The sequence below is a fragment of the Paenibacillus qinlingensis genome (assembly GCF_013204845.1).
Lineage (GTDB): Bacteria > Bacillota > Bacilli > Paenibacillales > NBRC-103111 > Paenibacillus_E > Paenibacillus_E qinlingensis.
Genome location: NZ_JABMKY010000021.1, coordinates 130,287 through 144,034 on the forward strand (window position 1 = coordinate 130,287; position 13,748 = coordinate 144,034).

A 13,748-nucleotide genomic window follows, 5' to 3' on the forward strand; every position below is an offset into this window, starting at 1 on the left:
TCACCAGATTGTATGGGAAACAGGTTAATTATTTTACAATTGTAGCAGAACCACAATTAGAAGATAAGAGGTGCTTTGAAAATGAACATTCAATTCATTCGCCATGCCACACTTTGGCTGGAATATGCTGGACTAACATGTCTAATTGATCCGATGTTTAGTGACGCGGGAGTCAATCCGCCAATCGTGAATACCGCCAATCCTAGACGGAATCCACTTGTGCCTCTGCCATTTCCGTTAGCGGAAATAGGTCAACCAGACGTAATTATCGTGACCCATCTGCATGGAGATCATTGGGATGGAGCAGCTGCGGAAACAGTGCCGAAAACAACGCCTATCCTGTGCCAACCAGGGGATGAGGGATCTTTTACTGCTGCGGGTTTTACGTCCGTAACGGCCATTCAGGAGTCACTTACCCTACAGGGAGTAACCTTGTACCGGACAGGTGGTCAGCATGGGACTGGGGAGATTGGGAAGTTGATGGGGCAGGTTTCGGGTTTTGTTTTCAAAGCGGATAACGAGCCGACACTATATCTCGCAGGGGATACGATTTGGTGTGAAGACGTACAACAAGCCTTGGAAAGACATCTGCCAGACTGGACAGTTGTCAATGCGGGAGGTGCACAGTTTGAAGTGGAGGATCCTATCACCATGGATGGGAACGATGTTGTAAGCCTGTGCCGATACGCACCCTTCACTAAAATCGTTGCCGTGCATATGGATGCGATCAACCATTGTCATGTAACGCGGGCGGATTTGCGGGATAGATTGGTACTAGAAGAGCTGTTGGAGCAGGTTGTGATTCCGGAGGATGGGGCTTGGGTGACTCGTTCCGCAACTAGAGAATAAAGTAAAAAGCACACTCATCCTAGGAAGAGTGTGCTTTACGGTGTTAACCAATATTATTTACCTAGTAAAATTTTCGTGTACGGGGAATCGATCGGCAGCATGATGACTGGCTCCCCTTTGAAGGACACTAAGTAACTATCCAGCGTACGATAGAAATTGTAAAAGGCAGGGTCCTGACCGTAAGCGGAGTTGTAGATTTTAGCCGCTTCTTGCTCGCCTTCAGCCACGATTTTCTTCGCATCCGCTTGCGCTTGCGCGATCAACTCACTTGCCTGTCTATCGGCTTTGGAGGTGATTTTCTTGGACTCCTCATCACCTTCGGACAAATACTTCGCTGCAATGGATTGGCGGTCAGAGATCATCCGTTTGTACACGCTTTGCTTGTTGGAATCAGGCAGATCCGTGCGTTTGATGCGCACATCGACGATTTGGATCCCGTAGTTATCGCGCTCCATTAACTCGGAAACTTCCTTCGTAATCTCATCGTTTAAGTTACCACGTTGGGTGTTTTCGCTAATGATATCGCTATAATTGATCTCCGATAACTTCCGTCTAACGGTGTTGTACACAGCCGCATCAATCCGCTCTTCCCCGCCTGTGATCGATTGAATCGTGCGCAAGAATTGCTGCGCATCATCAATCCGCCATACCGTATAGTTATCTACTTCGATCGGCTTTTTATCTTTGGTCAGAATGGACGTAGGTTTACTGTCATACACCATCTGATATTTAGGAAGCGTACGAACCGATTCAATGAATGGGATTTTAAAATGAATACCAGGTTCCGTTTGGATCCGAACGGCTTCTCCGAATTTGAGAACGACGCGGTATTGGCCTTCTTTGACAATAAAGATGGAAATCAGGAAGAAAATAACGAGAACGACACCAAGGATGGATCTCAAAATCCATTTATTTTGTAAGGTCATTTCGCAGTCCCTCCAGTCGTGCCTGTTGCCGCAGCAGGTGTGCGCAGCAGTTCATTAATCGGTAAATATTTGACCGTTTCACCAGTGCTGTCACTGATGAAAATTTTGGCATTCGGCAATATTTTTTCTAACGTTTCAATGATAAGCCTGCTCTCTGTGACTGATTTATTGTTGGCATACTCCGCATAGAGGGCATTAAACTTCGCCACATCCCCCTGCGCATTCAAAATCCGTGATTTCTTCTGAGCTTCAGCATTCTCAAGCAGTGCCTGGGCGTTACCGCGCTCTCTTGGAAGGATATCATTTTCGTATTTCGTCGCCACGTTAATCTTCGTGTTTTTCTCTTCGCGTGCGTTGGTGACATCTTTAAAAGCATTCTGCACATCGCCAGCTGGCGGCTCGATATCTTGGAATTTCAAATCGACAATATGAATACCTGTTTGATATTTCGTCTGCATCTCAATCAATCGTTCTTTGACCTTGCCTTGGACCTCGGTTTTTCCTTCTGTAATGGCAAAGTCTAGCGCAGTAGCACCGATAACTGAACGAATGGCTGCACTCGCGGAGTTACGTAGGAACAGTTCTGCATTATCAATATTGTACAAATAGTTACGCATGTCACTAATATTCCATTCCACCACGGCATCTGCGGATAAAATATTTTCATCCCCCGTAATCATCATCGCTTCTTCTTCTACGGGAGTGATTTTGCCACCCGCCTCACGGAAGCCGATTTGGATACGTTGTGTCTTTTTGGCTGGTAATACAATTACTTGTTGAATGGGAAAAGGGAGTTTAAAGTGAAGCCCGGCTTCCTTTTCGGTCGTATATTTACCTAATGTTAAAATAGCCGCTTTCTCATGCTCCTGTACCGTGTAAAAGGTGGAAGATCCGAAAATAAGGGCGAGAACGATAACTAGGCCGATAACAATTTTGGTCATTAAGCCCGGCGGGAGGGAGGAGGGTCTTCGTCGATCAGGTTCTGGCAGTACAAATGGTTCCATGGCAAACACCCCTTAATATAAGTTTTACTGATATGCTATACGGGAAGTATTGGAAATGGTTTCAATAAGGAGACGTAATTCTCAGTAAACTGAGAAAGGCTAGGTCGACTGTAAGTTGAATGGAAATTTGTTATTTCCAAGAGTTGGCTGTCATGCTATGATGGTTAGTAATTGCATACGAATGAATCCCTAGGGGCGCCGAGAGGCTGAGACAGTATAGACTGAACCCTTTGAACCTGATCTGGTTTATGCCAGCGGAGGAAAGTGGAACGAGCTTTGGAGCCGATTTTATATCTGTTTATGATGAGGCAACCTACAACCACTTTCCTGAGGAAAGTGGTTTTTTTGTGTTTACAAAGCATCTGGATGAAAGGTGCCGATTAAAGAGAGAGTGATGTTTCCTGGAGAGGAGTCGAGCCTTGCATGTCACAGAAAGAACTGCATGTCATAACAGGCGGTAAGCATACATGGTCGGAGATCGCAAAGATTGCGGCTCAGATTCACCCGCATGTCACGGCGATTCATATTCGCGAGAAAAGGAAGTCCTTGGACGAAGTGTTTATCGGCGTTCAGTACCTGGTGGAGCAAGGGATTCCCGCCCAAAGCTTGTACGTCAACGGGTTTCCTTCTATCGCTCTGGCTTTGCAAACAGGAGGGCTTCAGCTTCCAGGCACAACGCCATCTCTTGTTATTCAGGATGAGTTTTGCCGGGGGATACAACGCATCGGAGTCTCTGTGCATGGGGCAGATGAAGCGAAATGGCGTGAAAAAGAAGGGGCCGATTATGTGATGTTCGGTCATATTTTTGCGACAAACTCCAAGCAAGGAGTGCCGCCTAGGGGCTTAGAGCAATTAAGACAATTAGTTAATGAGGTTAACATACCTGTTATTGCGATAGGCGGGATGACACCTGCGAGGGTAAAGTCCGTTCTGGATGCAGGAGCATCTGGGATCGCAGTGATGAGCGGAATATGGGAAGCAGCGGATCCACTTGGAGCCGTTCTGGCCTATCATGATGAGCTTCAATAAATAGAGGTGAGCGAAATGTCAGCAGCAAGATCCCATGTCATCATCGTTGGCGGCGGTGTTATCGGTACATCCATCGCCTATTATTTGGCTAAAAGAGGGCAATCCGTCACGCTGCTAGAACGCAGCCAGCTGGGCACCGAAGCCTCGGCTGCGGCCGCAGGCATGCTCGGCGCGCAGTCCGAGATGGAAGATACGGGCGCCCTGTTCCAGTGGGCGCGCCAGAGTAGATCTATGTTCCCCGAGCTGAGTGGGGAACTGCGGGAGCTCACGGGCATCGACATCGGCCTCGTCCGTGAGGGGCTGCTGAACGTCGCGCTCAGCGACGTTCAAGAGGAGGAGCTGCGCGCGCGGGCGAAGCTCCAGCGCGCAGCGGGTGAGCAGGCCCAGTGGCTCAGCGCGGCTGAAGCCACGGCCTTAGAGCCCGCGCTGAGCGCAGCGACGCGCGGAGCCCTGTACCTGCCCGAAGATGGGCAGGTCGATGCTCCGCAACTGGCGGCGGCATTCGCGCAGGCGGCGCAGGTGCTTGGGGCGAAGGTGCAACCGTTCGCCCAGGTGCAAGGGCTGCTGACCGCGCAGGAGCGCGTCATCGGCGTGCTGACGGCCGCTGGTCCGCTCTACAGCGACCACGTGGTCGTCGCCGCAGGCACGTGGAGCGGTCAGCTGCTGGGGAGCATCGGCATCGAGTTGCCGATGTATCCCGTGAAGGGCGAGTGCTTCTCCGTTAGGACGCCGAAGCCGCTCTTGAAGAAAACCCTGTTCTCGCCAGGGTGCTACATCGTTCCGAAAGCCGGCGGACGGCTGGTGGTCGGCGCGACGGTCGTGCCGAACAGCTATGACCGCAAGGTTTCGCTCTCGGGCTTAGCCGAGCTGATGGAACGCGCGAGGGGGCTGATGCCGCTACTCGACGATGCCGAGTGGGAGAAGGCCTGGTCGGGGCTGCGCCCGCAGACGGCCGACGGACTGCCCTACATCGGCAAGGTGCCGGCGGTGGAGGGTTTGTATACAGCGTGCGGTCATTACCGCAACGGGATATTGCTGAGCCCGATCACCGGGAGGGTGATAGCGGATTGGATTTTGGGCGGAGATGGCGCAGGTGAGCAGGGGACAGCATCTATAGCCCCTTGGCTGGATGCATTTAGCCCCGATCTGTCACCTAGAACCAAACGGGTGAGTAACAGTCACGAGGGTCTGGAACTATTTTCAGCCACAGGAAAGGAATTGATAAGCATTGAAACTGCACATTAATGGTCAGCAGGTAGATGTACCCGATACGATTCGGACCGTTGTGGAGCTGCTAGCACACTTCGATTTAAGTGACAAAATGCTCGTGGTTGAGCATAACGCAGCCATTTTACATAAAGAGGATCACGCTGGTGCTGAGCTGGCGGAAGGCCACAAAATTGAGATCGTTCATTTCGTTGGAGGAGGATAAATAGATGTTAAAAATCGGTCCATATGAGTTTCGTTCACGTTTGTTGCTAGGTACAGGGAAGTTTCCAGATTTTCAGATTCAAAAACAAGCGGTGGATATCTCTGAGTCGCAAATTTTGACGTTTGCGGTTCGTCGGATGAATATTTTTGAGGCGAGTCAGCCGAATTTCTTGTCGATGCTGGATACGTCGAATTTCACGTTGCTGCCGAATACCGCTGGTGCCAAAACAGCTGAAGAAGCCGTCCGAATCGCTCGATTAGCAAAAGCTTCAGGCTTGTGCGATATGATCAAAGTCGAAGTTATTGGGGATGAAATGACGCTGCTGCCCGATCCAGTGGAAACGCTGAAAGCGTCGGAAATGCTGCTGGAGGAAGGTTTTATCGTACTTCCTTATACATCGGATGATGTTTTATTAGCTAAACGTCTGCAAGCACTCGGCGTACACGCAATTATGCCTGGTGCATCACCGATTGGTACGGGGCAGGGGATCATCAACCCGTTGAACCTGAGCTTTATCATCGAGCAGGCAACGGTTCCGGTCATCGTGGACGCAGGGATTGGGGCACCTTCGGATGCGTCATTGGCGATGGAAATGGGCGCGGACGGCGTGCTGCTGAACACAGCGGTATCGGGTGCGAAGGATCCTGTCAAAATGGCTTACGCCATGAAACTCGCAATCGAAGCAGGGCGCGCGGGCTTTGAGGCAGGGCGCATTCCGAAGAAGCGTTACGCATCGGCGAGCAGTCCGATGGATGGTTTGAGCCGGGTCTAGGTTCAAGGATTAGGCTAGTAGCTATAGGTATAGTTTCAGTTCTTGGCATTGCGCTGGATCTAGGGCTCCGTCTTTGGTTTTGGTTTTGGTCTTGGTCTTGGTTTTGGTTTTGGTCTTGGTCTTGGTCTTGGTCTTGGTCTTGGTCTTGGTTTTGGTTTTGGTTTTGGTTTTGGTTTTGGTTTTGGTCTTGGAGTTGGTTTTGGTTTTGGTTTTGGTCTTGGTCTTGGTCTTGGTCTTGATCTTGGTCTTGGTCTTGGTCTTGGTCTTGGTCTTGGTTTTGGACTTGGACTTGGTCTTGATCTTGATCTTGATCTTGGTCTTCCCTTGGCTAACGGACACAGGAAACGTTATTTGGTATATAGATGAAGTTTTAAAAAGCTAACGGACACAGAGGTCGCTATTCAGTCGAATTTCCTGCTAATTTGGAGAAATCAGCTGCAATAACGACTGCCGTGTCCGTTAGATTATGGAGATAGTGAAATAGGTGACAATAGCGTCTGTCGTGACCGTTAGGACTAATAGTTGCGAAAAGTAAGTAGGGGGGAGCACAGTGGCGATATACAAAGCATTGACGATTGCCGGCTCGGACAGTGGCGGTGGTGCTGGCATTCAGGCAGATTTGAAGACATTTCAAGAACTCGGCGTGTACGGGATGTCTGTGATTACAGCTGTTACTGCGCAGAATACACTCGGAGTGCAGGGGGTTTACCCGATGAGTGCGGAAGCGATCGAACGCCAATTGGCGTCCATCGGTGAAGATTTGCGACCTGATGCGCTCAAAACAGGGATGCTGTTCAGCGGAGACATTATTCACATTGTGGCAGCAGCGATTAAAACGTATGGATGGAAACAGATCGTTGTAGATCCCGTAATGATTGCCAAGGGCGGAGCTTCGCTCCTGCAGCAGGAGGCGATAGACGCCATGATACAAGAGTTGCTACCACTAGCAGATGTAGTAACGCCGAATATCCCCGAAGCGGAGGCGCTTAGCGGGATATTGATTACGGATGGGGACTCTCGACAGAAGGCGGCCATGCGAATTCATGCGTTCGGCTGCAAACATGTGATGATCAAAGGAGGCCATGAAGCGAATACGGAGCAGGCTACCGATCTGCTGTATGATGGAGTTTCCTTTACGGAGTTTACATCGAAGCGATTGGTAACGCAGCATACGCATGGAACAGGCTGCACATTTGCAGCTGCGTTAACGTCGGGATTGGCGCAGGGACTCACAACGAAGGCGTCCTTGCAACTGGCGAAAAGCTTCATCCACGCTGCGATTTCGGAGCCTTTGCATATCGGAAGCGGGCATGGACCAACGAATCATTGGGCGTATCAGCAAGGTATTCGAGGAGCTGAGTCGAAAGATACGGCAACGCGAGGTGTGCGATGAGCGTTGTTTTGAGTGCGGAAGAGCTGCGCAAAGCTCTGCGTTTGTATTTAGTAATGGGCAGCCCCAATTGTGGCGGGGCTGATCCGTATGAAGTGCTGGAAGCCGCCATCGACGGCGGCATCACGATGTTCCAGCTGCGCGAGAAGGGCCCCGGCGCCCTGCAGGGGCCGGAGCTGCTCGCGCTGGGCGCGCGGCTGCGCCGCCTTTGCGCGCAGCGCGGGATCCCGTTCATCGTGAACGATGATGAACGGTTGGCTCTAGAGCTTGAGGCCGATGGGATCCACATCGGCCAAGAGGATGCCCCAGCCGCCGCGGTGCGCGAGCGGCTGCCGAACATGATCGTGGGCGTGTCGGCCCACGATCTGGGCGAAGCCCAGTCGGCTCTGGCCGAAGGCGCCGACTATCTTGGCGTAGGCCCCCAGTACGCCACGCGCACGAAGCTCGATGCGCGTGAGGTCCAGGGGCCTGCTGTACTAGCTCGGATGCGCGCAGGCGGCATCCAGCTACCGCTCGTGGGCATCGGGGGGATCGATGCCACGAATGCCAGCGCCGTCATCCGCGCAGGGGCGGACGGCATCGCCGTAGTGAGCGCCATTGCAGGTGCGCGCTCACCGCGCGAAGCTGCAGCGGCGTTGCGGACGCTGCTTTTCCCGTAGTGGTGGACCCACACTAATTTGCATCCTCCGAGACAGAAATATCAAGTGACAAAAATCATTTTTGTTAATCGAAATTACTAGGTTTTGAACATAGGAGTAGAGTAGCCCTCTGGGACTTCAACCGTTTGAGGTCTTTATCAGCATCAACCAACATCGGATTTTTACTAGCTATCAACTGACAAAAATCAACATATGTTATTTGCTATTGCTCGTTATAAGCATTTGGTAGAGCAGTCCCCGGTCCTCTTTCACATCATCCAGAAATACTGCCGAAATTCCTAGATTTACATTAATTAATAGAAGAAAGCTCCATTTGCATGGAGCCGTATAGCTTAGCTCGTTAATTTATTGGTGACGTTTCTACCTTTAATGGTGACAGAAACGTCCCTTTTTGCTACCATAGTAGAAAGCTTAACTTCGGTAATCCTTTAAAGCGGTGAAATGTCGCATGGAAAAAGGCCTCGTACTGAATGATTAGGTATCAGAAACCGCAATTGACATAGATTCTGTTTAGCATTATGATACGGTTAAAAAGATTTGACCGTCGTTTAATTAATCTCTTTAAGAGATTATAAGATGACCAAGAAGCGCTTGTAACAAGGCTTTTTCGAGAAAAAACTCGTTCTAGCATAGGGTACATTCGCTCATCTTGGTACTGGAGAGGGAGGTCGGATCCACGATGAAACTGCAGCCTGTTTATATCATTGAAGAACTCGAACAACTCAAAACAATTAGTGATCCACTTCGCGCTAGAGTACTGCTATATCTCATAGAGAAAGCTTATACGGGTCAGCAGTTGGCTAAACTATTAGGGATGGCGCGTGCCAAGGTGCATTATCATTTGAATGAACTTGAGCGTCATAATTTGATTTTCGTTGTTCGTACGGAGCTTAAGAATGGCATTGTGCAAAAATTTTATCGTGCCGTAGCACGTGGTTTTGTGCCTAGTGAGAACTTGCTCCCGTATGTTTCGGAAGTAGAAAATTATTACCGAGAACGTACATTAAGTGTACTTGGACATGCTAGAAACAGAGCGATTAATGCCCCTGAAGAGGCGTTTCAAATTCCATCGCCCGACCGATCCCAGTGGCCGATTATCATGACGCAGGTTGAAGTCAAAATGAGTAAAGCGAAATACGCCGAATGGTTAAGGAAATTCCGCGCGCTTATTTATGAACTAGATGCCGAGCAAGAAGAGAATGGGGAATGGTTCTATTTGACGACGGTCGGCTTTCAGACACATGAAAGAGGATTTGACCCCATCGAACCCGCCAATGAAGAGGAGAGATAACACATGCTGGATCCTAGATTAACTAAGCTTGCTGATGTATTAGTGAATTATTCTGTTAAGGCACAGCCAGGTGAAAATATTTTAATTGAAGCTTATGGGATTGATTCTGCGTTAGTCAAAGAGATCGTCAAAAAGGTTCACGCCGCGGGCGCACATCCTTTTGTAAACTTGCGTGACCATGCTGTGATTCGCGAGCTCGTTATGAATGGTACAGAAGCTCAAATGCAAACATGGGCGGATGTAGATGCCTTCCAAATGAAACAAATGAACGGTTACATCGGTGTACGCGGCGGCGCGAATATCTATGAACTGTCTGATATTCCGGCTGATCGGATGAAGTTGTACAATTCCGTGTATTATCAACAAGTGCATTTCGATGTCCGCATCAAGGATACAAGATGGGTTGTTCTTCGCTACCCAACTTCTTCGATGGCTCAGCTTGCTAGTATGAGTACGGATGCATTCGAGGATTTCTATTTCAATGTATGTACGATGGATTATGGCAAAATGTCCAAAGCGATGGATCCGTTGAAAGAGCTTATGGATCGCACTGACAAAGTGCGCCTTGTCGGTCCGGGTACAGATTTGACGTTCTCGATCAAAGGTATCGGCGGCGTCAAATGTGATGGCGAGCTGAACATTCCAGACGGAGAAGTGTACTCTGCTCCTGTGCGTGATTCCGTTAACGGTATCATTTCGTATAACACACCGTCACCTCATGATGGCTTTATTTTCGAGAACGTAGTGCTTCATTTCGAAAATGGTAAAATCGTCAAAGCGACGGCGAATGACACGGATCGCATCAATGAAATTTTCGACATGGATGAAGGTGCGCGCTATGTAGGTGAATTCGCGATCGGCGTGAATCCTTACATTCAACACCCGATGAAAGATATTCTGTTCGATGAGAAAATCGACGGAAGCTTCCACTTCACACCTGGTAATTGCTATGATGATGCCTACAATGGCAACAAATCTTCGCTGCACTGGGATATGGTGAACATTCAACGTCCTGAGTATGGCGGCGGCGAAATTTGGTTTGACGATGTGTTGATCCGTAAAGATGGGATCTTCGTATTGCCTGAACTTCTTGTATTGAATCCAGAGAACCTGAAATAGGTTCTGAATAGTTAAAAAGGATGCCCAAGTCTTAGTGACCTGGGCATCCTTTTTTGGTGATAAACAACGGGGTTATGACATGGTTTCTTTCAACTGCTGAACAATCTTCTTAGGAGCCGTACGTGCGTACCCTTCTACGATCAAATCTTCAATCTCTGTCCATGGCACGAGTTCAATGTTCATAATGCTAACCCAGCCATGCTGGCCGATATAAGGCGTCTTCTTATAAGGCGTGCCATCCTGACCTAAGAGGAACTCTTGAGTAGTAAGGTTTGTTTTGAAAGATGTTGAGACTTGGTCATCGCGCTCGCCTATAAAAATAAAAGGTTTGTCCTTGACACGAAAAGTGGTGTGGCCAAAGCCATCTACCTTTTCTTCTACTACCGGCAGTTTTGTGCAAAAATCGCGGAGTCTGGCAACCAGCGCCAATCCTTCCGGGGAGGCAATTTGACTGTGGGAAACAAGGGTCAACTCCTAAGTATGATTGAGATTTGAGATTGTCCAAGGTAAGCAAAACTGCTTATTACACCCGTCTTTGTTGCGATTGGTACTGACGGGGGGGCAGGCCAACGGCCTTTTTAAAAGTCCGAATGAAGTTCGAATAATCGTTGAAGCCAGCGAGCTGGCACGTGTCGGTGACGGTGGAGCCTTCGCGCAACAAATGTTTGGCCCTAGCGATGCGTTTGAACAAGATATGCTCGTGAATGGTGCTGCCTGTATGTTTTTTGAAAAGCCGGCATAGGTAGGAGCGATTCATGAAGACAACTTGTTCGAGTACCTCGAGCGACAGGTCCTGATCTAAATTTTCATCAATGTAAGTGAAGAGGGAGGACAGCTTGTCTGGCATCATGACTTGTTCTTCTTGTTTCCCTTGATTCTGAAAGATCCGATTAATAAAAACGAGCAGCTCAATAAAGGTAGCAAAATAAAGGATTTCTGAACCTGGTAATGCTTGCGGACGGCAATGCATTTCCATGCGATCGTAGAGTTTCATGATGTCGTCAATTTGTGGCGGCGTCAGTCTCATGCGATTTTGCTCACCAAATACACGATTATTGAAGCAGTTCAACAAGTCGAACTGTTGCGAATTCATATGCTGGAGCAGCGCTGGATTGAAATGAATAACAACGTTCTCATAGCGCTGTTTCTTCGATTGGAAATTAGGTCGATGCAGCTCATTGCTATGCATGATCAGCAGGTCGCCGTATTGTAAGGGATACACTTGCTTCTCAATGAAATAATGAACATCACCTGTAAGGAAGAAATAGATTTCATATTGGTCCTGATGCTGGTGGAAGTCCAACGGAATCGGATTATGGGTTACGGCGTGTCGAAAAGTCAACAGCTGATCGAGATTCTTGTACATTTCCTGCATGTGAAGATCTCCTCTGTGAGTTGGAGTCAATATTAGCAAACTTTTGCCCAATTAATGCAATGAATACGTTTTTATTATACTGCAAAATATAGGAGAGTTAAACATTCAATGGGGTATTGCTTATACTTAAGGAGGCATATATATGAAATTATCCGTATTTACTGTTGCGACGCCTGACTTTACACCTGAAGAGCTTGCTAAAGCGGCTGCTACTGCTGGTATTACAGGCATTGAGTGGCGCTTCAAAGATATCCCTGCGGACGCAGTGGGGCAAAAACCTTCTTTCTGGGGAAATAATTTGTGCTCGATCGATCCAGCTTCTTCTGACGCAGAACTAGAGCGTTTCAAGCAAGCAGCTCTTAACGAGAACCTTGTGAACCTGAGCATTACACCTTATTTGAATGATTGTAATGTTGCTGAAACGGAGCATGTGTTTAAAGCAGCTCAAAAAATCGGCGTGCCCTTCATCCGTGTTGGCGTACCTGGTTATGATAAAAGCAAAAACTACAATGATTTGTTTGCAAAAGCAGTGGACTACCTTCACCATGTCCAAGAGCTTTCCCAGCAGTATGGCGTTAAAGGTTTAGTGGAGACGCATCACAATACGATCACTGCTAGCGCTGGTCTAGCACATAGACTAGTATCTGGTTTCAAACCAGAGCACATTGGCGTGCTTCACGATGCGGGCAACATGGTGCATGAAGGCTTCGAGAACCACCGTATGGGTCTTGAATTGCTAGGGCCTTACCTTGCACATGTGCATGTGAAGAATGCAGCATGGACGCTTTCAGGCGAAGAGCAAGATGGCATTAAGCTTTGGAAAAGCGAATGGGCACCGATTGATGCGGGTATCGTGAACTGGAAGCAAGTACTTGGTGACTTGAAAGCCGTTGGCTATGACGGTTACCTCGGTATTGAAGATTTCAGCGGTCAATTCGGTTCACAAGAAATGCTGAATAACTTCTCAGCAAAAGTGAAGCAATGGTTAGCGTAAACTAGATGCAATAAGCGTAAAACCTTCAAATCCACTGAAAAGTGGGGTTGGAGGTTTTTTGTCTTAGTGGGTATGAATGAGGGGCACAATGACGGGGCTGTGGTATGTTGTTGTGGAAGGAATATCTTCAAAGATGCAAAAAGGCATCTATTTTGAGGACATGAGCTGAAAAGTAGATAAATAAGTGCGAAAAGGCAACCTTTTGGAGTGAATTGGCGGGAAATGGCTGGATGATAGTAAAATTGATGCCTTTTCGCAAGCATTTTAGACGGAGAATGAGAAATGGTGGGAAAGGATGTCTTTTTGCACTTTTGCAGGGGGGAATGGGGAGGAGAGTAGGAGAATAGCACGTGATTATGTAGGAAGGGTAGTGGGAGAACAGGGGAGGGTAGCAGGTGATTATGTAGGAAGGCAGGCTATTGGGGGAACAAGGGAGAGTAGCAGATGATTATGTAGGATAGTGGAGCGGGCTATTAGGTTGGAGTGCTGCAGGTGAATATGTAGGAGGGTAGCGTGAGATCAAGTAGGAGAATAGCAGGTGATTATGTAGGAAGGGTAGTGGGAGAACAGGGGAGGGTAGCAGATGAATTTGTAGGATGGAAGCGGGGGGCATCAGGTAAGAGAATAGCAGGTAATTATGTAGGATGGGTTCCGGAAGATCATGCGGGAGTTGGGTGGGTTGCGAGATTGAGCTGGAGATCAAGCAGGAGAGTAAGAGGGTGATCGAACAAATTACAGCAGGTATAGGCTCTGGTGCTGCACTTACATACAAAAGACCGTCAGGAAATTCTGAACTGACCCCCAAAAGTTAGACATTTATGTTATGCAGCCTGTGAGGCATGAGTTCGGTACTGTACCGGGCTCATGCCTTTTAGTTTTTTCTTGATGCGCTCGTGATTGTAATAGTT

At 48.5% G+C, this 13,748-nt stretch carries 15 protein-coding genes and 1 riboswitch; of the genes, 10 read left to right on the top strand and 5 right to left on the bottom strand.

Features of this window, described 5'->3' with window-relative positions:
- Positions 1-81: 81 nt before the first annotated feature.
- A complete protein-coding gene (locus tag HQN88_RS28485; protein ID WP_173118888.1) occupies positions 82-849 on the top strand; it encodes an MBL fold metallo-hydrolase in 768 nt (255 codons plus the stop codon).
- A 53-nt stretch (positions 850-902) separates the two neighbouring features.
- Here the strand turns inward: HQN88_RS28485 and hflC are convergent, their stop codons facing one another.
- Together hflC and hflK are read right to left on the bottom strand one after the other, a co-directional pair.
- Complete coding sequence (hflC, locus tag HQN88_RS28490; RefSeq protein WP_173118889.1) at positions 903-1,775, bottom strand: protease modulator HflC; 873 nt, start codon at positions 1,773-1,775, stop codon at positions 903-905.
- The gene (gene hflK / locus HQN88_RS28495) at positions 1,772-2,779 is read right to left on the bottom strand and encodes an FtsH protease activity modulator HflK (protein ID WP_173118891.1); all 1,008 of its coding nucleotides are present in this window, start codon (positions 2,777-2,779) and stop codon (positions 1,772-1,774) included. Before hflK ends, hflC begins: the two co-directional genes overlap by 4 nt.
- Positions 2,780-2,960: 181 nt before the next feature.
- Positions 2,961-3,059: riboswitch (TPP riboswitch) on the top strand.
- A 143-nt stretch (positions 3,060-3,202) separates the two neighbouring features.
- Here hflK and HQN88_RS28500 point away from each other — a divergent pair.
- The 8 genes from HQN88_RS28500 to HQN88_RS28535 all read left to right on the top strand — a co-directional run bounded on the left by HQN88_RS28500 (position 3,203) and on the right by HQN88_RS28535 (position 10,471).
- On the top strand, positions 3,203-3,808 hold the full coding sequence (locus HQN88_RS28500) for a thiamine phosphate synthase (RefSeq protein ID WP_173118893.1): 606 nt from the start codon (positions 3,203-3,205) through the stop codon (positions 3,806-3,808).
- A 15-nt stretch (positions 3,809-3,823) separates the two neighbouring features.
- Positions 3,824-5,053 (top strand): glycine oxidase ThiO, encoded by a 1,230-nt coding sequence (thiO, locus tag HQN88_RS28505; protein ID WP_173118895.1) that lies wholly within the window; start codon positions 3,824-3,826, stop codon positions 5,051-5,053.
- On the top strand, positions 5,037-5,240 hold the full coding sequence (gene thiS / locus HQN88_RS28510; protein WP_056608183.1) for a sulfur carrier protein ThiS: 204 nt from the start codon (positions 5,037-5,039) through the stop codon (positions 5,238-5,240). The genes thiO and thiS overlap by 17 nt, the downstream gene beginning before the upstream one ends.
- Before the next feature lie 4 nt (positions 5,241-5,244).
- The gene (locus HQN88_RS28515; RefSeq protein WP_056608186.1) at positions 5,245-6,012 is read left to right on the top strand and encodes a thiazole synthase; all 768 of its coding nucleotides are present in this window, start codon (positions 5,245-5,247) and stop codon (positions 6,010-6,012) included.
- A gap of 550 nt (positions 6,013-6,562) precedes the next feature.
- Positions 6,563-7,405 (top strand): bifunctional hydroxymethylpyrimidine kinase/phosphomethylpyrimidine kinase, encoded by an 843-nt coding sequence (gene thiD / locus HQN88_RS28520; RefSeq protein ID WP_173118897.1) that lies wholly within the window; start codon positions 6,563-6,565, stop codon positions 7,403-7,405.
- On the top strand, positions 7,402-8,061 hold the full coding sequence (gene thiE / locus HQN88_RS28525) for a thiamine phosphate synthase (RefSeq protein WP_173118899.1): 660 nt from the start codon (positions 7,402-7,404) through the stop codon (positions 8,059-8,061). Before thiD ends, thiE begins: the two co-directional genes overlap by 4 nt.
- 679 nt (positions 8,062-8,740) lie before the next feature.
- Positions 8,741-9,352 (top strand): ArsR/SmtB family transcription factor, encoded by a 612-nt coding sequence (locus HQN88_RS28530; protein ID WP_173118901.1) that lies wholly within the window; start codon positions 8,741-8,743, stop codon positions 9,350-9,352.
- A gap of 3 nt (positions 9,353-9,355) precedes the next feature.
- The gene (locus HQN88_RS28535) at positions 9,356-10,471 is read left to right on the top strand and encodes an aminopeptidase (RefSeq protein WP_173118903.1); all 1,116 of its coding nucleotides are present in this window, start codon (positions 9,356-9,358) and stop codon (positions 10,469-10,471) included.
- Between the two features lie 72 nt (positions 10,472-10,543).
- Here HQN88_RS28535 and HQN88_RS28540 read toward each other — a convergent pair whose 3' ends face one another.
- Positions 10,544-10,900, bottom strand: a complete 357-nt coding sequence (locus tag HQN88_RS28540; protein ID WP_246320505.1) for an MmcQ/YjbR family DNA-binding protein — start codon at positions 10,898-10,900, stop codon at positions 10,544-10,546.
- A gap of 94 nt (positions 10,901-10,994) precedes the next feature.
- Positions 10,995-11,846, bottom strand: coding sequence for an AraC family transcriptional regulator (locus HQN88_RS28545; protein ID WP_173118908.1), 852 nt, complete (start codon positions 11,844-11,846; stop codon positions 10,995-10,997).
- Positions 11,847-11,988: 142 nt separating this feature from the next.
- On the opposite strand from HQN88_RS28545, the gene HQN88_RS28550 reads away from it, so the two are divergent.
- Entirely contained in the window at positions 11,989-12,840 is an 852-nt protein-coding gene (locus tag HQN88_RS28550; protein ID WP_173118910.1) for a sugar phosphate isomerase/epimerase family protein, read from the top strand.
- Positions 12,841-13,661: 821 nt separating this feature from the next.
- On the opposite strand, the gene HQN88_RS28555 is transcribed toward HQN88_RS28550, so the two are convergent.
- Positions 13,662-13,748: IS3 family transposase (locus HQN88_RS28555; protein ID WP_173116737.1), on the bottom strand; the 87-nt coding region annotated here is incomplete at its 5' end.

What these genes read in the sequence shown, in the direction of transcription:
- HQN88_RS28485 (WP_173118888.1), top strand. Translation starts at nt 82, where the DNA reads ATGAACATTCAATTCATTCGCCATGCCACACTTTGGCTGGAATATGCT.
- hflC (WP_173118889.1), bottom strand. Translation starts at nt 1,775, where the DNA reads ATGACCTTACAAAATAAATGGATTTTGAGATCCATCCTTGGTGTCGTT.
- hflK (WP_173118891.1), bottom strand. Translation starts at nt 2,779, where the DNA reads ATGGAACCATTTGTACTGCCAGAACCTGATCGACGAAGACCCTCCTCC.
- HQN88_RS28500 (WP_173118893.1), top strand. Translation starts at nt 3,203, where the DNA reads ATGTCACAGAAAGAACTGCATGTCATAACAGGCGGTAAGCATACATGG.
- thiO (WP_173118895.1), top strand. Translation starts at nt 3,824, where the DNA reads ATGTCAGCAGCAAGATCCCATGTCATCATCGTTGGCGGCGGTGTTATC.
- HQN88_RS28515 (WP_056608186.1), top strand. Translation starts at nt 5,245, where the DNA reads ATGTTAAAAATCGGTCCATATGAGTTTCGTTCACGTTTGTTGCTAGGT.
- thiE (WP_173118899.1), top strand. Translation starts at nt 7,402, where the DNA reads ATGAGCGTTGTTTTGAGTGCGGAAGAGCTGCGCAAAGCTCTGCGTTTG.
- HQN88_RS28530 (WP_173118901.1), top strand. Translation starts at nt 8,741, where the DNA reads ATGAAACTGCAGCCTGTTTATATCATTGAAGAACTCGAACAACTCAAA.
- HQN88_RS28535 (WP_173118903.1), top strand. Translation starts at nt 9,356, where the DNA reads ATGCTGGATCCTAGATTAACTAAGCTTGCTGATGTATTAGTGAATTAT.
- HQN88_RS28545 (WP_173118908.1), bottom strand. Translation starts at nt 11,846, where the DNA reads ATGCAGGAAATGTACAAGAATCTCGATCAGCTGTTGACTTTTCGACAC.
- HQN88_RS28550 (WP_173118910.1), top strand. Translation starts at nt 11,989, where the DNA reads ATGAAATTATCCGTATTTACTGTTGCGACGCCTGACTTTACACCTGAA.